Origin of the sequence: Streptomyces sp. NPDC012827, assembly GCF_042900905.1 — a bacterium.
Taxonomy (GTDB): domain Bacteria; phylum Actinomycetota; class Actinomycetes; order Streptomycetales; family Streptomycetaceae; genus Streptomyces; species Streptomyces gulbargensis.
In genome coordinates this window covers 449,358-470,363 of the sequence record NZ_JBIBBY010000006.1, presented here as the reverse complement: position 1 = coordinate 470,363, position 21,006 = coordinate 449,358, and the positions used below count along the sequence as shown (strand labels likewise).

Genomic DNA, 21,006 nt, shown 5'->3' with positions numbered 1-21,006 from the left:
CCCGCGGGGGGGGGGGGGGGCCGGGGGGGGGGGGGCCGGGGGGGGGGGGGGGGTGTGGGGGGGGGGGGGGGGCCCCCGGGGGGGGGGGGGGGGGGGGGGGGGGGGGGGGGGGGCCCCCCGGGGGGGGGGCCCCCCCCCCCCGCACGGTGGGGCCATTCGGCGGTAAGCCGTACGACGTGCGACGATGTGCGGCATGTCGCAGCAGCACCCCGTTCGGAGCACCGGATCACCACCGCCGCGCCCGGACGCGTCGATGTCGCTGCTGAACAACGTCATCGACCACGCCCTCGACGACGGTTACGCCGAGGCGACCGCCCGCCGGGTGGCCGAGGGCGGGGCCCTGCCGCGTCCGCTGCGCGCCAAGCTCGGCCTCGCGGCCGGACTGGTGCTCGCGGCCGCCGTCGTCACGGTGGGCGCGGCGGAGGCACGTATCTCCGCCCCCGTGGTGGCCAAGGAACGCCAGGAGCTGATCGGCCGCATCGAGGCGGAGAGCTCCACGGCCGACGGGCTGGAGGAGGACGTCGAGCGCATCCGGGCCGAGGTCGCGGAGCGCCAGCGCAAGGCCCTCGAACAGCACGGCGGCGACCAGGCGGAACTGGTCGGGCTGCTCTCCGGGGCGACGCCCGTCAGCGGCCCCGGCGTGCGGCTGGTCGTCGACGACGCCAAGGGGACCGACAGCGGCGGGGGCGGGCCCCGGGAGAGCAGCGGCTTCTCCGACACCGGCCGGGTCCGTGACCGGGACATGCAGCGCGTGGTCAACGGGTTGTGGGAGTCGGGAGCCGAGGCGGTCTCCATCAACGGGCAGCGCCTGACCTCGCTCTCGGCGATCCGGGCCGCCGGGGACGCCATACTGGTCGACAACAAGCCGCTGGTGCCGCCGTACGTCGTGCTCGCCATCGGGGACGGACAGCGGCTGAGCACCACGTTCCAGGACAGCGCCGACGGCCAGTACCTGCACGCGCTCGTGGAGAACTTCGGGATCCGCAGCAGCATCGCGACCGCGGCCGACCTGCGCCTGCCGGCGGCGCCGAGCCTGATCGTACGTACAGCAGAGCCGAGGGGGGCCGGGGCGGCGACGCCGTCCGGGCGGGCCACGGCCGACACAGGGAAGGGCACATCGTGATCGCCGTACTGGGCCTGATCGTCGGAGTCGTGGTCGGGCTTTTGGTCCGACCCGAGGTCCCGGCGGTGGTCGAGCCCTATCTTCCGATCGCCGTGGTCGCCGCCCTCGACGCGGTCTTCGGCGGCCTGCGGGCCATGCTCGACGGCATCTTCGTCGACAAGGTGTTCGTGGTGTCCTTCCTGTCGAACGTCGTGGTCGCCGCGCTGATCGTCTTCCTCGGCGACAAGCTGGGCGTGGGCGCGCAGCTGTCGACCGGCGTGGTCGTCGTCCTGGGCATCCGGATCTTCTCCAACGCGGCCGCCATCCGGCGCCACGTCTTCCGGGCGTGAGGCCGATGAGCGAGCAGCCCGAGCGCCCCGAGAACGCCGGCGACCCCCGCGCCTCCGGGGACGCCGAGACACCCCGCCCCGCGAGCGGCGCCGGTACGCCCGAGGGACCGCGCGTCCCCGGGAACCCGAGCGATCCCGGGGCTCCCCGCACCCCCGAGGCCCCGGCCGGAAGCGGAAACCTCCCGCCCGCCGGGCAGCCCGGCCCGGCCGGTGCCCCGGGAGTCGGCGCCGAGTCGCCGCGCCCCGCTTCAGGGGGCCCCGCGCCCGCCGCGGCGCCCCTGCCGCCCGCCGCCCCCGCCGTACCCCCCGTCCCGCCGCCCGCGGCCCCCGCCGCCGAGCCGCTGGGACGGCGGCGGCTCGCCGACGCGCTGTGGCCGCCCCGCGTCACCCGGGCCCAACTCGTCGTCGCCCTCCTGCTGTTCGTCCTCGGTCTGGGACTCGCCATCCAGGTCTCCTCGACCAGCGACAACAGCGCCCTGCGCGGGGCCCGGCAGGAGGACCTCGTCCGCATCCTCGACGAACTCGACGACAGGACCCAGCGCCTGGAGGACGAGAAGGCCCGCCTGGAGCAGCAGCGGTCGGAGCTGGAGTCCAGCTCCGACCAGGCCGAGGAGGCCCGCAAGCAGACCCAGGAGAAGGAACGCCAGCTCGGCATCCTGGCCGGCACCGTCGCCGCCGAGGGTCCCGGCATCACCCTCACCGTCACCGACCCGGCCGGGGCCGTCGAGTCCGACATGCTCCTCGACGCCATCCAGGAGCTCCGCGCGGCCGGTGCGGAGGCGATCCAGGTCAACGGCGTCCGCGTCGTCGCGGACAGCTATTTCACCGGTAGTGGTGACGAGATGCGGATCGATGGAACGAAGGTGGCCGCTCCGTACGTCTTCAAGGTCATCGGCAAGCCGGAGGATCTCGAGCCCGCGCTCAACATCCCCGGCGGTGTCGTCCAGACCCTGGAGAAGGAGCAGGCCACGGCCACGGTGGAGCGGTCGGCGAAGATCGTCGTCGACGCCTTGCGACCCGCGAAGCGGCCTGACTACGCTCGGTCGTCCTCGCAGTGAGAGGGGCGAGGGGGGTCCCGCGACATGGGCTCGGCGTTGCGGGGGGTCGGCGCACCACAACGGTGGTGCGTGGTGGAAACTGTCCGGAGGATACGGACGTTGTGAAGGTGTCCGGGTCGGCAGGTGTGATGGATCTCGGTTCGTCCTGCCCCACGGGCGGGTCTGTTTCGGTCAAGGGGAATCGCCCGTGAAGTTGTTTGCGAAGTTGTTCGGCAAGAGCGCACGCGAGGACGGCGGCAACGCCAGGCACCGCGCGCAGCGCCACGCCCAGAGCGAGGAACAGGGTGGCGAGCGCCCCCTCTTCCGTGACGAGGTCGGTGGCCGGGGGGGTGACATTCCGGGCACACAGGGCGCGTCTTCTGTTGACCCTGCCGGGGCCGCCCGCATAGGTTTCGGAGAACCATCAACCTCAAGTACGGGTGGAGGGTTCAACCCCGATCCGTATGCGACACAGACCTCCGCGGGGCAGCCGCGGCAGGAGGATGCGTCCATGCCGGTGTGTACGAGGTGCGGTCACCGCAACGCGGCCGACAGCCGCTTCTGCTCCCACTGCGGCGCGCCGCTGCGGGGCGGGGTCGCCGCCGAGCGGGCGTCCGAGACGACGTCGACGATCTCCATCTCGGGGCTCGAGGCGTACGACTCGGAGACCACCGGCCAGATCGCGATGCCGTCGCTGTCCCCCGAGGCACTGGCGGCCGTCGAGGCGCTGCCGCCGGGCTCCGCGCTCCTCGTGGTGCGCCGCGGCCCGAACTCGGGCAGCCGGTTCCTCCTGGACGGCGAGTTGACCACGGCGGGACGTCACCCGCAGAGCGACATCTTCCTCGACGACGTGACGGTCTCCCGCCGCCATGTGGAGTTCCGCCGGGGACAGGACGGCACCTTCACGGTGTCGGACGTGGGCAGCCTCAACGGCACCTATGTGAACCGCGAGCCCATCGAGTCCGTGGTTCTGTCCAACGGCGACGAGGTGCAGATCGGCAAGTACCGGCTGGTCTTCCACTCGAGCCAGCGGGGCGCCTGACGTCCCGGAGAACCTTCAGGGAAGGTCCATGCTGCGAACACCGACGGGCGGTGCCGGTTCCGGCGCCGCCGGCGCGGGCGACCGGCTGGTCAGCATCGGTACGGTGCTCAACCAGCTGCGCGACGAGTTTCCCGAAGTGACGATCTCCAAGATCCGGTTCCTGGAGGCCGAAGGCCTGGTCGAGCCCCGGCGCACGGCCTCCGGGTACCGGAAGTTCAGCCCGCAGGACGTCGAGCGGCTCGCTCGGATCCTGCGGATGCAGCGGGACCACTACCTTCCGCTGAAGGTGATCCGCGAGCATCTCGACGCCCTGGCCCGGGGCGAGCGGATCGCGCTGCCGGTGCCCGGCCGCCGCGACCCGGCGGCCGACGACGACCCGGCCGACCAGGAGCGGCCGACGGCCGCGCGGATCGGCAGGGCCGAGCTGCTGGCCGCCACCGGGGTCGGCGAGAGCGAACTCGCCGAATGGGAGTCCTACGGTCTGATCGCGGAGACGACGGGCGGCGGCTACGACGCCGGGACCGTGACCGTGGCACGGCTCGTCGCGGACCTCGGGAGGTTCGGTCTCGAACCCCGCCACCTGCGTGGTGTCAAGGCGGCCGCGGACCGCGAGGCGGGGCTGGTGGAGCAGGTGGTCGCGCCGCTGCGCCGGCACCGGAATCCGCAGACCAGAGCCCATGCGGAGGCCACCGCGAAAGAGCTCGCGACCCTCTCCGTACGGCTCCACGCGGCACTGGTCCAGACCGCGCTCGGGGTCCGCCTGCCGTGATCTTGTCCGGGCCCGACTATCCAAACCGGTCGGGCACGTCCTAGGGTTGCTGTGTGAACGAGCTCGACGTTGTGGGTGTCCGGGTCGAAATGCCCTCGAACCAGCCGATCGTGCTCCTGCGCGAAGTGGGAGGCGATCGCTACCTCCCCATCTGGATCGGACCGGGGGAGGCGACGGCCATCGCCTTCGCCCAGCAGGGCATGGCGCCGCCGAGGCCGCTGACGCACGACCTGTTCAAGGACGTGCTGGAAGCCGTCGGCCAGGAGCTGACGCAGGTCCGCATCACCGATCTGAGGGACGGGGTCTTCTATGCCGAGCTGGTCTTCGCCAGCGGCGTGGAGGTGAGTGCCCGGCCGTCGGACGCGATAGCGCTGGCGCTGCGGATGGGTACGCCGATCTTCGGCAGTGACGGTGTCCTGGACGACGCCGGCATCGCGATCCCGGACGAGCAGGAGGACGAGGTGGAGAAGTTCCGCGAGTTCCTCGACCAGATCTCACCGGAGGACTTCGGGAGCCAGTGACCGACGGCCGGGAGCCGTTCGCGGGGCGCTGTCAGAGCATTCGAGTAGCCTTTCCCCGGAGAGGGACACGGGAAACCACCCTCAGGGTGATTATCACTCGGCGTGCCGAGTGTGGCGATCGTTGACGCACCCCAAGTGACTGCCTACCTTCGTGTGGGCAGGTCAAGGACGGAGGGTCGGCGTGATGAGCAGCGCGGACGGTACGGCAGGGAGCTCCCTCGGACGCGTGTCCGGAGAGAGCGGGCCGTATCCGCTTCACGACAGGGTGGGCGACTTCGGCACGGACGCGGGTGAGGGCCTGGCGGACGACGCCGTGGGCTACCGCGGTCCGACGGCCTGTGCGGCGGCCGGCATCACCTACCGCCAACTGGACTACTGGGCGCGCACCGGGCTCGTGGAGCCGAGCGTGCGGCCCGCCTACGGGTCGGGGACACAGCGGCTGTACAGCTTCCGCGACGTCGTCGTCCTGAAGATCGTCAAGCGTTTTCTCGACACGGGCGTGGCCCTGCAGAACATCCGGGCCGCCGTCCAGCACCTGCGGGCGCGGGGCTTTCGGGACCTCGAGCGCATGACGCTCATGAGCGACGGTGCCACCGTGTACGAGTGCTCCTCGCCCGACGAGGTGGTGAGCCTCCTCCAGGGCGGTCAGGGCGTCTTCGGCATCGCCGTGGGCGTCGTCTGGCGCGAGGTGGAGGCGGCCCTCTCGCAGCTGCACGGTGAGCGGGTCGACACCGGTGAGACGCTGATCGGGCACAATCCGGGCGACGAGCTGGCCCGCCGGCGGCGCGACCGGGCCGTCTGAGCCCGCGGCACGGCGGCACCGGGTCCGGCCGGTCTCCTGTCGGTGGGGCCGATGTCAGTGGCATGGGGCAGCATCGGAGGCGTGAGAGCCGCGCCGACGATCCTGCATCTGGACATGGATGCGTTCTTCGCCGCCGCCGAACAGGCGGCGAAGCCAAGCCTGCGCGGAAAACCGGTGATCGTCGGCGGTCTCGGGCCGCGTGGCGTGGTGGCCACCGCCTCCTACGAGGCGCGGCGCTTCGGGGTGCACTCCGCCATGCCGATGGGGCAGGCGCGGCGGCTCGCGCCGAACGCCGCCTATCTGGTGGCGCGCTTCGCCTTCTACCGGTCGATCAGCGAGCAGGTGATGGAGCTGCTCGGGCGGCTGTCGCCGCTCGTGGAGCCGCTGAGCCTGGACGAGGCCTTCGTCGACCTGGAGGCCGGGGGAGTGGCCGACGACAGCGCGAGCGCGCGGGCCGCCGGGGAGCGGCTGCGGGCCGACATCCTGGCCACCACCGGCCTGACCGGTTCCGTCGGGCTCGCCGGATCCAAGATGATCGCCAAGATCGCCTCGGAGGAGGCCAAGCCGGACGGGCTCGTCCTCATCGAGCCGGGTACCGAGCGGGAGCTCCTCGGGCCCCGCTCGGTACGGATCCTGCCCGGCGTCGGTCCGGCCACCGGGGAGCATCTGCGACGAGCCGGGATGACCACGGTCGGAGACCTGGCGGAGGCCGGTGAGGACGAGCTCGTACGGCTCCTGGGGAAGGCGCACGGAGCCTCGCTGTACCGGATGGCCCAGGGGTACGACGACCGGCCCGTGGTGGCCGAGCGGGACGCGAAGTCGGTGTCGGTCGAGGACACCTTCGACGTGGACCTGCACGACCGGGTGCGGATCCGTACGGAGGTGGAGCGGCTCGCCGAGCGGTGCGTGGGGCGGCTGCGCGCCTCGGGGCACTCGGGGCGGACCATCGTGCTCAAGGTGCGGCGCTACGACTTCTCGACGCTGACCCGCTCCGAGACGCTGCGCGGGCCCACCGACGACCCGGTGGTGGTGCGGGAGGCGGCCGCCCGGCTCCTGGAGGCGGTGGACACCACGGGCGGGGTGCGGCTTCTGGGGGTGGGGGTCAGCGGTCTCGCCGACTACACGCAGGAGGATCTCTTCGCCCAGTTCGCGGAGGCGGCACAGGCCACGGTCGGCGGGCGGGACACCGGGGAGGCCGAGGCCGCCGCGGCCCAGCCGGCCGCCTCGCCGCCGGGCGGCCCCGGGCAGGCCGCTCCGGCCGAGGAGCGGCGCTGGTCCCCGGGGCAGGACGTACGGCACGCCGTGCACGGGGCGGGCTGGGTCCAGGGCAGCGGGGTCGGGCGCGTCACCGTCCGCTTCGAGGAGCCCTGGTCCGCGCCGGGGCGGGTGCGGACCTTCGCCGTGGACGATCCGGATCTGGAGCCGTCCGAGCCGCTCCCGCTGGTGCGCGGGACCGGTGGACCGGAGCGCGTGGAGGCGGCGGGTGGCGGAGCGGCGGCCTGACGCGTCGCCGAGCCCCCGAACCCGTACGCCCGGCGGCCTGACGCGGTGCGCGGGTTCTCAGGGGCCGTCCTGGCCCGCCAGGCGCCCGAAGTCCGTGTCCGGGGCGTCGCCGGGCGGGGGCGGCAGGGCGAGGCTGTAGTGACGGTAGAGCTGGAGCTCCTGCTCGGGGGAGAGGTGCCGGCCGACGCCGAAGTCGGGGGCGTCCTTGATCAGCGACCGCTCGTACGGGACGTGGAGCCCGTCGTCGACCAGTTCGCTCGGCGCCAGGGGGACGAAGGCGTCCCGGCTGAAGAGGCCCGTGCGGACGGCGGCCCACTCCGGGACGCCGGTCGCGTCGTCCAGGTACACCTCGTCCACCGTCCCGATTCTGTGTCCGTTCCGGTCGTACGCCTTGCGGCCGATCAGGCTGCGCGGATCGATGTCGGTCTGCACGGTCCCTCCAACTGGTCGCAACTGCTCCACACCCCTACGAAAGTGCACATCCGAGATGTCGGCCACTTGAGCGATGGGCGGCACAACCGCGCTGGTAGGCTGGCTGTGGCTGTCGACCCCGTGCGGGAGAGTCCCCCGGAGAAAACTTTCCGGTGGCGCCGAAGGAGCAAATCCTCCCCGGAATCTCTCAGGCCCCTGTACCGCGCGGACGAGGTCACTCTGGAAAGCAGAGCGGGAGTCCGACGGCATCCGCTCTCACCGACGGTGAAAGCCGGCGTGCCCCCGTGGCGTGCCGGTGAAGCTCTCAGGTTGAGATGACAGAGGGGGAGGCCGTCCGGGCACCCGCGCCGTGGTGCCCCTCGCAGGTCGTGACGACCAGGAGGCCCCCGCACATGACCGCCAACCGCATCCCGCTCTCCGAGCTCGAGCAGGGCATTCCCTTCGAGCAGCGGCACATCGGCCCCGACGCCGAGGCGCGCGCCAAGATGCTCGCCCAGGTCGGGTACGGCTCGCTGGACGAGCTCACCGCCGCCGCGGTGCCGGACGTGATCAAGAACGCCGAGGCACTGGGGCTGCCCGGTGCCCGGACGGAGGCCGAGGTCCTCGCCGAGCTGCGCGACCTCGCCGACCGCAACCAGGTCCTCGCCCCGATGATCGGTCTCGGCTACTACGGGACCTTCACCCCGCCGGTGATCCTGCGGAACGTGATGGAGAACCCCGCCTGGTACACGGCGTACACCCCGTACCAGCCGGAGATCTCCCAGGGCCGCCTGGAGGCCCTGCTGAACTTCCAGACCATGGTCGCCGACCTGACCGGTCTGCCCACCTCGGGCGCCTCCCTCCTCGACGAGAGCACCGCCGCCGCCGAGGCCATGGCGCTCTCGCGGCGCGTCGGCAAGGTCAAGAACGGCGTCTTCGTCGTCGACGCCGACGCCCTGCCGCAGACCATCGCGGTCATCCGGACGCGGGCCGAACCGACCGGGGTCGAGGTCGTCGTCACCGACCTGTCCGCCGGCATCCCGGCCGAGATCGCCGAGCGCGGCGTCTTCGGCGTGCTGCTGCAGTACCCGGGCGCCTCCGGTGCCGTGCGGGACATCAAGCCGGTCATCGACCAGGCCCACGAGCTCGGCGCGATCGTCACCGTCGCCGCCGACCTGCTCGCCCTCACGCTGCTCGCCTCGCCCGGCTCCCTCGGCGCCGACATCGCCGTCGGCACCACCCAGCGCTTCGGCGTGCCGATGGGCTTCGGCGGCCCGCACGCCGGCTACATGGCCGTCCAGGACAAGCACGCCCGCTCCCTTCCCGGCCGTCTCGTCGGCGTCTCCGTCGACGCCGACGGCAACCGCGCCTACCGCCTGGCCCTGCAGACCCGCGAGCAGCACATCCGCCGCGAGAAGGCCACCAGCAACATCTGCACCGCCCAGGTCCTGCTCGCCGTCATGGCCGGCATGTACGCCGTCTACCACGGTCCGGACGGTCTCAAGCAGATCGCCGAGCGCACCCACCGGTACGCCGCGATCCTCGCCGCCGGTCTGCGCGCCGGAGGCGTGGAGCTCGTCCAGGGCGCCTTCTTCGACACCCTGACCGCCCGCGTCCCGGGCCGCGCCGACGCGGTCGTGGCCGCCGCCCGCGAGGCCGGTGTCAACCTGTACCGCGTCGACGCCGACCGCGTGTCGATGTCCTGCGACGAGACCACCACCCGCGCCCAGCTCGCCGCCGTGTGGGGCGCCTTCGGCGTCACCGCCGACGTCGAGGCGCTCGACGCGGTCACCGAGAACGCGCTGCCCGCCGACGCGCTGCGCTCCGACGCGTACCTGACCCACCCGGTCTTCCACGCGCACCGCTCCGAGACCTCGATGCTGCGCTACCTGCGCAGGCTGGCCGACCGCGATTACGCGCTCGACCGCGGCATGATCCCGCTGGGGTCCTGCACCATGAAGCTCAACGCGACGACCGAGATGGAGTCGGTGACCTGGCCCGAGTTCGGCCAGATCCACCCCTTCGCCCCGGTCGAGCAGGCGCAGGGCTACCTCACGCTCATCACCGAGCTGGAGGAGCGCCTCGCCGAGGTCACCGGCTACGACAAGGTCTCCCTCCAGCCGAACGCCGGCTCGCAGGGCGAGCTCGCGGGTCTCCTCGCGGTCCGCGCCTACCACCGCGCCAACGGCGACGAGCAGCGCACGGTCTGCCTCATCCCCTCCTCCGCGCACGGCACCAACGCCGCCTCCGCCGTGATGGCCGGCATGAAGGTCGTCGTCGTCAGGACCGCCGACGACGGCGAGGTCGACGTCGAGGACCTGCGCGCCAAGATCGCGCAGTACCGCGACGAGCTGTCTGTCCTGATGATCACCTACCCGTCGACGCACGGCGTCTTCGAGGAGCACGTCGCGGACATCTGCGCCGAGGTGCACGAGGCCGGCGGCCAGGTGTACGTCGACGGCGCCAACCTCAACGCGCTGGTCGGCCTCGCCAAGCCGGGCAAGTTCGGCGGCGACGTCTCGCACCTGAACCTGCACAAGACCTTCTGCATCCCGCACGGCGGCGGCGGCCCCGGCGTCGGCCCGGTCGCGGTGCGCGAGCACCTCGCCCCGTACCTGCCCAACCACCCGCTCCAGCCCACCGCGGGCCCCGAGACCGGCGTCGGGCCCATCTCGGCCGCGCCGTGGGGTTCCGCCGGCATCCTGCCGATCTCCTGGTCGTACGTCCGCCTCATGGGCGGCGAGGGCCTCAAGCGCGCCACGCAGGTCGCCGTCCTCGCGGCGAACTACATCGCCAAGCGCCTGGAGCCGCACTACCCGGTGCTCTACACCGGTCCGGCCGGACTGGTCGCCCACGAGTGCATCGTGGACCTGCGCCCGCTCTCCAAGGCGACCGGGGTCAGCGTCGACGACATCGCCAAGCGCCTGATCGACTACGGCTTCCACGCGCCGACCATGTCCTTCCCGGTCGCCGGCACGCTGATGATCGAGCCCACCGAGTCCGAGGACCTGGCCGAGCTCGACCGTTTCTGCGACACGATGATCGCGATCCGGGCCGAGATCGAGAAGGTCGCCTCCGGCGTGTGGCCGGCGGACGACAACCCGCTGCGCAACGCCCCGCACACCGCCGCCGCGCTGGGTGGCGAGTGGTCCCACCCGTACACCCGCGACGAGGCCGTCTTCCCGGCCGGCGTCTCGGCCGCGGACAAGTACTGGCCGCCGGTGCGCCGGATCGACGGCGCCTTCGGCGACCGGAACCTGGTCTGCTCCTGCCCGCCGCTGGACGAGTACGACCACTGAGCCGCGCGGCTCGCACGGCCGAGGGCCGGCCCGGAGAACTCTCCGGGCCGGCCCTCGGCCGTTTCCGCCGCGGTCAGGCGGCGGTCGTGACCCGGCCCGTCGTCAGCGGCCGGTGCGGTGCGATGATCTGGCCGTCCGGCAGCAGTTCACCGGTGTCCTCGAAGAGGAGGACGCCGTTGCACAGCAGGCTCCAGCCCTGCTCCGGGTGGTGTGCCATCAGGCGGGCCGCCTCCCGGTCGGGGGAGTCGGCGGTGGGACAGGCAGGCTGGTGCTGGCACATGGGTGGGTTCTTTCGCTGCGTCGTGGTGGATGTCCTGCGGCTCGCGCTCATGGCCGCCCCCGTCGGTCGGTTCGATGGTCCCAGTCTTGCCTCACGGACGGCCTTCCGCAGGGATTTCGGGTCAGCTCGTCCTCTCCCGGGAAGACGCGTCACCCGCAGGGGCGGTTCAGGGCAACCCCCCCGTCCCTTCGGGTGGTTCGGGATGGCCCGAGCGGGCTAGTCCGTACGGGAGGGGTGTTCGGGCGCGGTGTTCGGCGGGATACGGTGCCCGGTCCCGGGCAGCGGTGCGCCCCGTGGTCCGGCCGGACCACGGGGCGGTGTCGGGGTGCGGCGAGGGGGGATCAGGCGGGCGCCGCCGAGCCCGCGAGGGGCGGCGGCGACGCGAGGCGGGTCGTCAGCACGGGCAGGAGGTCGGCGATCCGGTACGGGCGGTGGGCCGCGATCCCGGGTGGCGCCGGGGCCAGCGGCACCAGGAGGTCGGCCGCCGCCGGCGCCGCCGGGGTGCCCTCCTCGTCCGGTTCGGCGTGCAGCCAGAGCGTCAGCATGTAGAGCTCCGGGATGGAGAGCAGCCGGGGCTGGTACAGCGTGGGCAGCGCCTCGGCCTGGGCCAGGGCCCGCTCCGTCGAGAGGACGTAGGGCCCTTCGAAGAAGTGCGAGAAGGACCAGCCGTCCGGTGTGAGCATGGTGTCCCCGGCGGCGATCGCCCGGTCTCCGCTCCGGATGAGGAAGCGCCAGCCGACGAGCCGGGTGCGGGGTGTCACCGCGGAGGGTGCTCCGGGGGCGGCCCCGGGGACGCCGGTGACGCCGAGGACGTGCACGGGCAGCGGGAGTTCGGGGCTCAGCGGCCCCTGTGCGGCCCGCAGTGCGGGAGTTCGGGTCTCGCTCACCGCGGTGGGGGAGCCGAGCGCCGCGAGGACACTGCGGAGGGCCGGCGCGGGGGCCGGGGAACGTCGGAGCATGGTGGGTCGCCTCTCACTCAGGAGACACGGTGACGCGTGGGCAGGTACACGACGGCGCTGTCGGCGAGCGGGGCCAGAGAGGGGCCGTGCGGCCATGGCCGGGCGCCAACACTCTGCCTCGTCCGCGGAGTTTATACGACACGTGTTCACACAGTGTTTCCGCTAGACGGCCCCGTTATTCCTGACAAGACGTCAACAAGCCGTATTACGAGGCACTTGAAACGGAATAGTGACATCGACGGGACCGCCGCCTGCGCATTCCCCGCAGTGGCGGACGGCTGAATGACGACCCCACTCGGTAAGTCAATATGACATTGGTATATGACGTCGCGGAGTGTCCTCGGACCGTGCCGGTGGAGTGCCCGGTGCAGCCTAACCGCCGACGGCTTCGCGCGCAGGGGTTGTGGATCAGCGGGATGGGCACAATCGTCCGTGACACGCGGCCGTCGTGGCGGCCGCCCAGGGCGGGAGGGACCCTTAGATGGGGGAGAAAGTCGTGGCGGACGGGTTCGCCCCGTCCGACCGGCAGCGGTACCGCACGAAACTCCAGCAGTGTCTCGCGGGACTCGCGAGACTGCTGGCGGAGAAGAGGTTCGACCGTCCGAGAAATCTCATGGGACTGGAGATCGAACTCAATCTCGCGGGCGCCGACGGGCTGCCCCGCATGCTCAACGGACCCGTTCTCCAGAAGATCGCGAGCCCCGATTTCCAGACGGAACTCGGAATGTTCAACCTGGAAGTGAACATCGCCCCCCACCGCCTCGCCGGCCGGGTATTCGACCGGCTCGCCGAGGAGGTGAGGACGAGCCTCGGGTACGCCGACCGCAAGGCCGCCGAACTCGACGCGGGCGTGCTCATGATCGGCATACTCCCCACGCTCGCCCAGCGGGATCTGGTCTTCGAGAACCTGTCGGCGGCCGACCGCTACACGCTGCTCAACGACCAGATCCTCGCCGCGCGGGGGGAGGACTTCACCCTCGACATCCACGGCGTCGAACGGCTCCTGTGCACCTCGGAATCGATCGTCCCCGAGGCGGCCTGCACCTCCGTCCAGCTGCACCTCCAGGTCACGCCCGCCCGGTTCGCCGCCGTCTGGAACGCGGCCCAGGCCGTGGCCGGCGTCCAGATAGCCCTGGGGGCCAACGCCCCCTTCGTCTTCGGCCGCGAACTGTGGCGCGAGTCCAGGCCGCCCCTCTTCCTCCAGGCCACCGACACCAGGCCGCCCGAACTCCAGGCCCAGGGCGTACGGCCGCGCACCTGGTTCGGGGAGCGGTGGGTGGACTCGGCGTACGACCTCTTCGAGGAGAACCTGCGCTACTTCCCCGCCCTGCTGCCGATCTGCGACGACGAGGACCCCCTGCTCGCCCTCGACGAGGGCCGGGTGCCGCGCCTTCACGAACTCGTCCTGCACAACGGAACCGTCTACCGCTGGAACCGCCCCGTGTACGGCTGGGTCGACGGCGTCCCCCACCTGCGGGTGGAGAACCGGGTGCTGCCCGCGGGGCCCACCGTCACGGACGTCATCGCCAACGCGGCCTTCTACTACGGCCTCGTGCGCTCGCTCGCCGACGACCCCCGCCCGGTGTGGAGGCGGATGGAGTTCGCGGACGCGGAGGCCAACTTCGACACCGCCTGCCGGCACGGCATCGAGGCGGAGCTGCGCTGGCCCCGGCAGGGGCGCGCCGGCGGGGTCGCCACCCTGCCCGCCGTACGGCTCGTCCTGGACGAGCTGCTGCCGCTCGCCGCGGCCGGGCTCGACGCCTGGCACGTGGAGCCGGCCGACCGGGACTTCTACCTCGGGGTGATCGAACAGCGCTGCCTGCGGCGGGTCAACGGCGCCTCCTGGCAGGCCGACACCTTCCACAAGGCGCGGGGCGACGGCCTGGACCGCGAGGCGGCGCTCGCCGCGACCACCCGCCGCTACCGGGAACTGACGCTGACCGGCGAACCCGTGCACACCTGGCCGGTGGGGACCGGCTGACGCGGCCGGCCCGTCTCCCGCTCCGGTGCCGCCGGCGCGTGCGCGATCATGTCAGGGTGGTCGTGCTCGGGGCGTGACCGGGAACGGGAGACGGGTGTGGTGGTGTCGGAACGACGGATGAGCGAACCCCTGCCGGCCGAGGGGCCGCCGCGCCTCCTGCGCTCCGAGACGCTTCTCGTGCTGGCCCTCTCGCTCGGCGCGAGCGCGGTGTCCTCGCTCATCAGCTTCGTCGGCTCGCTCACCAGGCCCGGGTCGCTCAAGGAGCAGGCGGCCACGCTCAACGGCTCGTACGCGCCCGGGCGGCCGTGGCTCGACCTGTCCTGGCAGCTGTTCGGCATCGCCACGGCGCTGGTGCCCGTCCTCCTCGTGGCGCACCTGCTGCTGCGGGAGGGCGCCGGGATGCGGGCGATCGGCTTCGACCGGACGCGGCCCTGGCCGGACCTGGGGCGCGGGGCGCTGGTCGCCGCCGCGATCGGCGGCGCGGGCCTCGCCTTCTACCTGGCGGCGCGGGCGTCCGGATTCAACCTGACCGTGGTGCCGGAGTCGCTGCCCGAGGTGTGGTGGAAGTACCCCGTCCTGATCCTCTCCGCGGTGCAGAACTCCGTGGTGGAGGAGGTGATCGTCGTCGGCTACCTGCTGCGCCGTCTGGACGGGCTGGGCTGGTCGCCGGTGGCGGCGCTGGCGGCCAGCTCGGTGCTGCGCGGCTCGTACCACCTCTACCAGGGTGTCGGCGGCTTCGTCGGCAACGTCGTCATGGGCGTCGTCTTCGTGCTCCTTTACCGGCGCTGGGGACGGGTCGGTCCGCTGGTGGTGGCGCACGCCCTGCTCGACATCGTGGCCTTCGTCGGCTACGGACTGCTGGCGGGCGAGGTGGGCTGGCTGCCGACCGTCTGACGGCGGGCGTGTGACGAAGGGGCGTACGGCACCGTGCCGTACGCCCCTTCGCCGTACGGCAGGGGGCGGCGGCCGGTCGGTCAGGCGTGCAGCTCGCCGTCGATGACCGTGCGCGCGTGCCCGGTGAGGAGCGTGCGGTCGCCGCGCAGCCTGGTCCGCACGAAGCCGGTGCGGGTGCCGCCCTGCAGGCCGGTCAGATCGTCCCGTCCGAACCGGGCCGCCCAGTACGGGGCGAGCGCCGTGTGGGCGCTGCCGGTGACCGGGTCCTCGTCGATCCCGAGGGCGGGGAAGAAGCAGCGCGAGACGAAGTCGTGCCCCGCGTCCGGGTGCCGGGCGGCGGCGGTCGTGACGATCCCGCGCGAGGACATGCCCTTCAGGGCGGCGAAATCGGGGGCGAGGGACCTGACGGCCGTCTCGTCACGGAGTTCCACCAGGAGGTCTCCGAGGTGCGCGGCCGTGTCGTGGACGGCGACCACCTCGGCGCCGAGCGCCCGCGCGAGGCCCTCCGGAGCGGCGACGGGCGTGTGGGAGGAGGTCGGGAAGTCCATCGTGATCGCGCCGTCGTCCTCCGCGGTGGCGCCGAGAACCCCGCTGCGCGTCGCGAAGCGGACGGGACCGTCCGCCCGGCCGGTGGAGCGCAGGACGTGGGCGGTGGCGAGGGTGGCGTGGCCGCACATGTCGACCTCGGTGGTCGGGGTGAACCAGCGCAGCGCCCAGTCCGCCTCGCCGCCGGCGGGGAGGGGATGGGCGAAGGCCGTCTCGGAGAGGTTGACCTCGGCCGCCACGGCCCGGAGCCAGTCGTCCTCGGGGAACGACTCGAGGAGCAGGACCCCGGCCGGGTTGCCGGAGAAGGGCTGGTCGGTGAAGGCGTCGACGATTCGGATCCGCATGCCCCGGACCGTACCCGTGCGGCCGGAGCACCGGCCAAGGCCAATCCGGGATCACTGGACCGGCCCCTCGCTTGTCGAGCGAGTGCTTCCGATATATCGTTGAAACATCGCGACAGTTCATAGAAGGAAAATCGAAGGAAGGAGCGTTGCGATGCGTTCTCATGGACACGGATACGGGCACGGCCCCGGAGGGGGACACCGCGGACCCGGGCCCCGAGGTGACGTCGACGGCCGCCGCGCCGCCTTCGGCCCCTTCGGGCCGGGCTTCGGCGGCGGTCCCTTCGGTGGGGGTCCCTTCGGCGGTGGGCGCGGGCGCGGCGGAGGCCGCGGGCGGGCGCGGCGCGGCGATGTGCGGGCCTCGATCCTGGCCCTGCTGAAGGACCGCCCGATGCACGGCTACGAGATGATCCAGGAGATCGGCGACCGCAGCGGCGGGGCATGGAAGCCCAGCCCCGGCTCGGTCTACCCGACCCTCCAGATGCTGGAGGACGAGGGGCTGATCGTCAGCGAGAGCGAGGGCGGCAAGAAGCTGTTCACGCTCACCGAGGCCGGACGCGCCGAGGCCGGCTCGGGACCCGAGGCCCCGTGGGAGGAGGCCGGACGCGGCGTCGACTGGGAGGCCGTGAACGAGATCCGGCAGGCCGGTCTCGGTCTGATGGAGGCGTTCGGGCAGGTCTGGAAGACCGGCAGCGCCGAGCAGCGGCAGAAGGCGGTCGACGTGCTCAACGACGCCCGCAAGAAGCTGTACCTCATCCTGGCCGACGAGCACTGAGGCGGCCGTGGCCCGCCCGCCGACGGCCCATCAGTTGCGGTGGGCCGTCAGCTCCGCCGTGGCCGGACCCGCGCCGTGGCCGATCCACCAGATCTCGGCCGAGTCGAAGGAGTCCGAGGCGCGGGGCGCGCCCTCGTCCTCGTGGCAGTGGTACGCGGCCCAGAACAGGTCGGCCCGCAGCGCGTCGCGCGGGGCGTACACCCGGTACACGTACTGCCGCCCGTCACGTGCGGGCAGGCCCACCATCCAGAACACATGGGAAGGGACGCACGGGACGGGGTGCGTGGTTGCCGGGGCGGCGCCACGCAAGGCGGCGCGCGCTTCCCCGGGTGAACTCACGCGATCTCATCCGTAAGGAGGAGGAACCGTGTGCCCGTACCCCACTCCGGTGGGATGCGGACATGCTCCTCACCGGCGATGTGCCCGAGCGCCGGGGCTGATGAGCTGGAAGGGTGCACAGTCCCGTCCCGCATCCGGCTCCCCACACGAGCCGGCCCCCGCACCCGCCCGCTCCGCCGCAGACGCACCCCGGGCCGTCCGCCGCGCCGGACGCGGCCGGCGCCGTGCGGCAGGACGACGGAGCGGTGACGGACGGGAGAGTGAGGGTGGCCGAAGGAATGCGGCCGGGCGCCGGGGCGGAGCCGGCCGAAGGGGCGGGGCCGGGAGCCGCCCCCGTTCCCCGGGCGGGCACCCCCTCCGCCGTACGGCTCCCGCGACAGCCCCCGGCCCTGCGTGGGGATCTCGCGGCCGGACTCGCCCCGGTGCTCGCGACCGTCGTGACGGGCGCGCGCCGCAGGGCGCTGCGGGACGGCGACCGCCAGATCGACACCGCGCACCTCCTGCACGCGCTCGTCGAGTCGGACCCCGAGGCCGGCGCCGCCTTCGACAGCGGCCACCAGCGGGCCCGGGTCCTCGGCTATCTCGTCCAGCGGTCCATCGGTTACGGCCTGCGCTGGCAGCGCTCGGTCGAGGAGTCCGCCGCCCGCCGGGCCCTCCCCGCCGTGCGCGGGGCGACCGGAGCCGGAGGCCGGGGCTCCGCCTGGTCACCCGCGGCCGCCACCGCCCTGGAGGAGGCCTTCCGGAGGGCCGCCGCGCGCGGCGAGGAGCACGCCCGCGGCCTCGACGTGCTCGCCGTCGTGGCCGCCGACCCCGAGAGCCGGGCCGCCGAGGTGCTGCGCGGCGCCGGTGTCGACCCGGTGGCCCTGGCCGCCCGCGCCGAGGAGCGGATCGCGTCCCGGGCGGCGGGGCGGACCGGTGACCGGATCGAAGGGCGGCCCGTGGGGCGGATCGAGGCCCTTCCGGCGGCGGGCGAACCGTCCCGGAAGGGGGCGTCTCAACAGGTGTGACGGAGGTGACGCTGCTGACCGCCTCCTGTCATGATGGCCCGATGCACGCGTCTCAGGGGAAGAGCGCCGGCCTGGGACTCGCCCTGGCCTCGGCCCTCGCATTCGGTGGTTCGGGAGTGGCGGCCAAGCCGCTCATCGAAGCGGGTCTCGACCCGCTGCACGTCGTCTGGCTCCGCGTCGCCGGCGCCGCGCTCGTCATGCTCCCGGTGGCCTGGCGCCACCGGGAGCTCCTGCGCCGCAAACCGGCCCTGCTCGCCGGCTTCGGCCTGCTCGCCGTCGCCGGTGTCCAGGCCTTCTACTTCGCGTCGATCTCCCGCATCCCGGTCGGCGTCGCCCTGCTCATCGAGTACCTCGCCCCGGCCCTCGTCCTCGGCTGGGTCCGCTTCGTGCAGCGTCGGCCCGTCACCCGCGCCGCCGCGCTCGGCGTCGTCCTCGCCGTCGGCGGCCTCGCCTGCGTCGTCCAGGTCTGGTCCGGACTGAGCTTCGACCTCCTCGGCCTGCTCCTCGCCCTCGGCGCCGCCTGTTGCCAGGTCGGTTACTTCGTCCTCTCCGACCAGGGCGCCGACGAGGACGGCCAGGCCGACCCGCTCGGTGTCATCGCGTACGGACTGCTCATCGGTGCCCTCGTCCTCACCGCCGTGGCCCGCCCGTGGCGCATGGACACGTCCGTCCTCGCCGGCAGCGCCGACATGGACGGCACCGCCGTGCCCGCCTGGCTGCTGCTCGGCTGGATCGTGCTGATCGCCACCGTCCTCGCGTACGTCACCGGCGTCGTCTCGGTCCGCCGGCTCTCGCCGCAGGTCGCCGGCGTGGTGGCCTGCCTGGAAGCGGTGATCGCCACCGTCCTGGCCTGGGTGCTCCTCGGCGAGCACCTGAAGGCGCCCCAGATCATCGGCGGCGCGGTCGTCCTGATCGGCGCCTTCATCGCCCAGTCCGCCACCCCGAAGGCCCCGGCGGGACCGGTCGCCGGGTCCGGGGACGGGCCGGACGGCGAGGGCCGTGAGAAGCCGGACGGCGAGCGGGCGGACGGGCCGGAAACCCGGTTGTCCGCCGGACGGCCCACCCCCTAGGGTGCCGATCATGCACGCGAACGTTCTTCCGCCGCCCGCCGCCTAGGCGCGCGGCGAGCCTTCCGACGAAGACGCGGCTCGGCCCGGCGGATCTCCGCCCCGAGCGGTTCGTCGCTGCCCGCGCGCGGATCCAGCGACCACCGTTCCCCCGTCTTCCACGGAGAAGTCACGTGTCCACCACCTCGGGATCCACCCTGTCCACCGGGCGGAGTCTGCTCTGTCTCATCGTCGCCGGCATCGCCTGGGGCACGGCCGGTGCCGCCGCCTCACTCGTCTTCCGCGCCGGAGACATGGGCCCCCTCGCCCTCTCCTTCTGGCGCTGCGCCGGCGGGCTCGTCCTGCTCCTGGGCGCGCTCGCGCTGCGACCCCGGCGGGCCGCCGCCGGCACCCCCGAACCGCGCCGCCGCCGGCTCGTCCGCGTCCTCGGCACCGGACTCGGCCTCACCGTCTTCCAGAGCGCCTACTTCGCCGCCGTCCAGACCACCGGCCTCGCCGTCGCCACCGTCGTCACCCTGGGCGCCGGGCCCGTCCTCATCGCGGCCGGCGCCCGGCTCACCCTGGGCGAGCGCCTCGGCGCCGGCGGTCTCGCCGCCGTCACCGGAGCCCTCGCCGGCCTCGCCGTCCTCGTCCTCGGCGGCGGTGAGGCGGAGGTCCGACCGTTCGGCGTCTTCCTGGCCGTCGTCTCCGCCGCCGGATACGCGGCGATCACCCTGCTCACCCGGTGGCTCGGCCGCGACGGCGGCCGTACGGACGCCCTCTCGACCACCACGTGGGCCTTCGCCGTCGGGGCCGTCGGCCTGCTGCCCCTGGCCGCCGCCGAGGGACTGGTCCCGCACACCGGCGAGCCGGTGCGGACGCTGCTCCTCCTGCTGTACGTGGCGGCCGTGCCGACCGCGCTCGCGTACGCGCTGTATTTCGCCGGGGCCGCGGTCGTCCGGTCCGCCACCGTGTCCGTGATCATGCTCCTGGAACCGGTGAGCGCCGCCGTCATGGCCGTCACGCTGCTCGGTGAACGGCTCACCGCCGCCACCGTCCTCGGCACCGTGCTGCTCCTCGCCGCCGTCACCGGCCTCGCCCTCGCCGAGGCGAGGGCGGCGGTGGACCGGCAGCGGCGACGGGGCACCGGCCCCGACGCGGACGCGGCGCCGGCCTGGGCCGTGTCCGGAAAGTAGCGGCCTCGCGCGGGCTTACCGCGTGGCGGGCGTGACCTGCCCGGCAGGCGGGGCGCGGGCGCGGACAGCCGTTCGGGGCGTCCCGCCCGGTGGCGAACGGGGCCGCCGGGCGTACTGACCGGGCCGTACCCCGGCGCGTACCCTGGCACGGACAGGAGCGACGCCCCGGGGAGGACGACGTGACCGCACGCCAGACATGGACCGTGGACCGGCTTCATCACGTGCTGCCGCACTCGGCGTCCCGTCAGCAGCTCCTCGCCGACGTGAACCTCACCCCGATCGAGGAACTGCCGGCGGTCCTGGAGCGGTGGGCGGCGGTGGCCGAGAGCCTCGACGCCGCGGCCGGCCGGATCGAGACCGCCCGGGTCTCCGCGAAGGTGACGGGGGAGCTGCCCCTGGACCTGGCGGCGGACGACCGGACGGGCGAGGTCCTGCGGGACGCCGGAACCCGTGACGCGCGGGGGCGGGGAGCGGAGTGACCTACCGGCTCCACTTCTCGGCCGACGTGTTCGAGACGTACAAGCAGCTGCCCGACGGGGCCCGTCGTGACCTCGCCGTCTGCCTGGTCGACGCCCAGCAGGACCCGCTGGCCCGCTCCGAACCGTACGGGCAGGACGACGGCATCGTCCGTACGGTCGCGCGCGGCCACGTCACCGCGGTCATCCTGATCGGCCACGACACCCGGACCCTCACGGTCCTCACCATCGCGTACGCGGGCGGCGAGTAGACGCCCTGCCGGCCGGTGTCACGGCGCGCCGGGGTCTGTCGCTCCGGTGCTACCCGGCGGTAATCTGCCGGTCCGTCAC

General features: G+C 73.2%; 22 protein-coding genes and 1 riboswitch. Of the genes, 17 read left to right on the top strand and 5 right to left on the bottom strand.

Annotated elements, in window-relative coordinates:
* Positions 1-193 precede the first annotated feature (193 nt).
* The 8 genes from ACFY60_RS16780 (at position 194) to ACFY60_RS16745 (ending at position 7,126) form a co-directional block, all read left to right on the top strand.
* Positions 194-1,123, top strand: coding sequence for a DUF881 domain-containing protein (locus tag ACFY60_RS16780; protein ID WP_388614702.1), 930 nt, complete (start codon positions 194-196; stop codon positions 1,121-1,123).
* On the top strand, positions 1,120-1,452 hold the full coding sequence (locus ACFY60_RS16775) for a small basic family protein (RefSeq protein WP_015032176.1): 333 nt from the start codon (positions 1,120-1,122) through the stop codon (positions 1,450-1,452). Before ACFY60_RS16780 ends, ACFY60_RS16775 begins: the two co-directional genes overlap by 4 nt.
* A gap of 5 nt (positions 1,453-1,457) precedes the next feature.
* Positions 1,458-2,510 (top strand): DUF881 domain-containing protein, encoded by a 1,053-nt coding sequence (locus tag ACFY60_RS16770; protein ID WP_388614699.1) that lies wholly within the window; start codon positions 1,458-1,460, stop codon positions 2,508-2,510.
* A 79-nt stretch (positions 2,511-2,589) separates the two neighbouring features.
* Positions 2,590-3,531 carry an FHA domain-containing protein gene (locus ACFY60_RS16765; protein WP_309053378.1) on the top strand — a complete coding sequence of 314 codons (942 nt, stop codon included), beginning with the start codon at positions 2,590-2,592 and terminating at the stop codon, positions 3,529-3,531.
* Positions 3,532-3,559: 28 nt separating this feature from the next.
* Complete coding sequence (locus tag ACFY60_RS16760) at positions 3,560-4,300, top strand: MerR family transcriptional regulator (RefSeq protein ID WP_388614696.1); 741 nt, start codon at positions 3,560-3,562, stop codon at positions 4,298-4,300.
* Between the two features lie 53 nt (positions 4,301-4,353).
* Positions 4,354-4,821 carry a bifunctional nuclease family protein gene (locus ACFY60_RS16755; RefSeq protein ID WP_309053375.1) on the top strand — a complete coding sequence of 156 codons (468 nt, stop codon included), beginning with the start codon at positions 4,354-4,356 and terminating at the stop codon, positions 4,819-4,821.
* Positions 4,822-5,005: 184 nt separating this feature from the next.
* Entirely contained in the window at positions 5,006-5,623 is a 618-nt protein-coding gene (locus ACFY60_RS16750) for a MerR family transcriptional regulator (RefSeq protein ID WP_388614693.1), read from the top strand.
* Positions 5,624-5,704: 81 nt separating this feature from the next.
* The gene (locus tag ACFY60_RS16745) at positions 5,705-7,126 is read left to right on the top strand and encodes a DNA polymerase IV (RefSeq protein WP_388614690.1); all 1,422 of its coding nucleotides are present in this window, start codon (positions 5,705-5,707) and stop codon (positions 7,124-7,126) included.
* A gap of 57 nt (positions 7,127-7,183) precedes the next feature.
* Here the strand turns inward: ACFY60_RS16745 and ACFY60_RS16740 are convergent, their stop codons facing one another.
* On the bottom strand, positions 7,184-7,558 hold the full coding sequence (locus ACFY60_RS16740; RefSeq protein ID WP_388614689.1) for a PRC-barrel domain-containing protein: 375 nt from the start codon (positions 7,556-7,558) through the stop codon (positions 7,184-7,186).
* 113 nt (positions 7,559-7,671) lie between these two features.
* Positions 7,672-7,771, top strand: a riboswitch (glycine riboswitch).
* 179 nt (positions 7,772-7,950) lie between these two features.
* Between ACFY60_RS16740 and gcvP the strand changes: the two genes are divergently transcribed.
* On the top strand, positions 7,951-10,836 hold the full coding sequence (gcvP, locus tag ACFY60_RS16735; protein WP_388614686.1) for an aminomethyl-transferring glycine dehydrogenase: 2,886 nt from the start codon (positions 7,951-7,953) through the stop codon (positions 10,834-10,836).
* Between the two features lie 73 nt (positions 10,837-10,909).
* Here the strand turns inward: gcvP and ACFY60_RS16730 are convergent, their stop codons facing one another.
* Both ACFY60_RS16730 and ACFY60_RS16725 read right to left on the bottom strand, forming a co-directional pair.
* Positions 10,910-11,116, bottom strand: a complete 207-nt coding sequence (locus tag ACFY60_RS16730; protein ID WP_388614683.1) for a DUF5999 family protein — start codon at positions 11,114-11,116, stop codon at positions 10,910-10,912.
* 341 nt (positions 11,117-11,457) lie between these two features.
* A complete protein-coding gene (locus ACFY60_RS16725) occupies positions 11,458-12,075 on the bottom strand; it encodes a hypothetical protein (protein WP_388614681.1) in 618 nt (205 codons plus the stop codon).
* A gap of 481 nt (positions 12,076-12,556) precedes the next feature.
* Here ACFY60_RS16725 and ACFY60_RS16720 point away from each other — a divergent pair, with 481 nt between their 5' ends.
* Together ACFY60_RS16720 and ACFY60_RS16715 are read left to right on the top strand one after the other, a co-directional pair.
* Positions 12,557-14,056 (top strand): glutamate--cysteine ligase, encoded by a 1,500-nt coding sequence (locus ACFY60_RS16720; RefSeq protein WP_388614679.1) that lies wholly within the window; start codon positions 12,557-12,559, stop codon positions 14,054-14,056.
* A gap of 117 nt (positions 14,057-14,173) precedes the next feature.
* Complete coding sequence (locus tag ACFY60_RS16715; protein ID WP_388614676.1) at positions 14,174-14,950, top strand: CPBP family intramembrane glutamic endopeptidase; 777 nt, start codon at positions 14,174-14,176, stop codon at positions 14,948-14,950.
* Between the two features lie 80 nt (positions 14,951-15,030).
* On the opposite strand, the gene ACFY60_RS16710 is transcribed toward ACFY60_RS16715, so the two are convergent.
* Positions 15,031-15,840, bottom strand: coding sequence for a PhzF family phenazine biosynthesis protein (locus ACFY60_RS16710; RefSeq protein ID WP_388614674.1), 810 nt, complete (start codon positions 15,838-15,840; stop codon positions 15,031-15,033).
* 151 nt (positions 15,841-15,991) lie between these two features.
* On the opposite strand from ACFY60_RS16710, the gene ACFY60_RS16705 reads away from it, so the two are divergent.
* Entirely contained in the window at positions 15,992-16,612 is a 621-nt protein-coding gene (locus ACFY60_RS16705) for a PadR family transcriptional regulator (RefSeq protein WP_388614672.1), read from the top strand.
* Positions 16,613-16,642: 30 nt separating this feature from the next.
* Here ACFY60_RS16705 and ACFY60_RS16700 read toward each other — a convergent pair whose 3' ends face one another.
* Positions 16,643-16,867 carry a hypothetical protein gene (locus ACFY60_RS16700; RefSeq protein WP_388614669.1) on the bottom strand — a complete coding sequence of 75 codons (225 nt, stop codon included), beginning with the start codon at positions 16,865-16,867 and terminating at the stop codon, positions 16,643-16,645.
* Positions 16,868-17,229: 362 nt separating this feature from the next.
* Between ACFY60_RS16700 and ACFY60_RS16695 the strand changes: the two genes are divergently transcribed.
* From ACFY60_RS16695 to ACFY60_RS16675, 5 genes are all read left to right on the top strand, one after another.
* Positions 17,230-17,958, top strand: a complete 729-nt coding sequence (locus tag ACFY60_RS16695; RefSeq protein WP_388614741.1) for a Clp protease N-terminal domain-containing protein — start codon at positions 17,230-17,232, stop codon at positions 17,956-17,958.
* Positions 17,959-17,999: 41 nt separating this feature from the next.
* Positions 18,000-19,028 carry a DMT family transporter gene (locus tag ACFY60_RS16690; protein WP_388614666.1) on the top strand — a complete coding sequence of 343 codons (1,029 nt, stop codon included), beginning with the start codon at positions 18,000-18,002 and terminating at the stop codon, positions 19,026-19,028.
* Between the two features lie 170 nt (positions 19,029-19,198).
* The gene (locus tag ACFY60_RS16685; protein WP_388614664.1) at positions 19,199-20,200 is read left to right on the top strand and encodes a DMT family transporter; all 1,002 of its coding nucleotides are present in this window, start codon (positions 19,199-19,201) and stop codon (positions 20,198-20,200) included.
* A gap of 179 nt (positions 20,201-20,379) precedes the next feature.
* Positions 20,380-20,679, top strand: coding sequence for a hypothetical protein (locus ACFY60_RS16680; protein ID WP_345286536.1), 300 nt, complete (start codon positions 20,380-20,382; stop codon positions 20,677-20,679).
* Positions 20,676-20,927 carry a hypothetical protein gene (locus tag ACFY60_RS16675; RefSeq protein ID WP_388614662.1) on the top strand — a complete coding sequence of 84 codons (252 nt, stop codon included), beginning with the start codon at positions 20,676-20,678 and terminating at the stop codon, positions 20,925-20,927. The genes ACFY60_RS16680 and ACFY60_RS16675 overlap by 4 nt, the downstream gene beginning before the upstream one ends.
* Positions 20,928-21,006 lie beyond the last annotated feature (79 nt).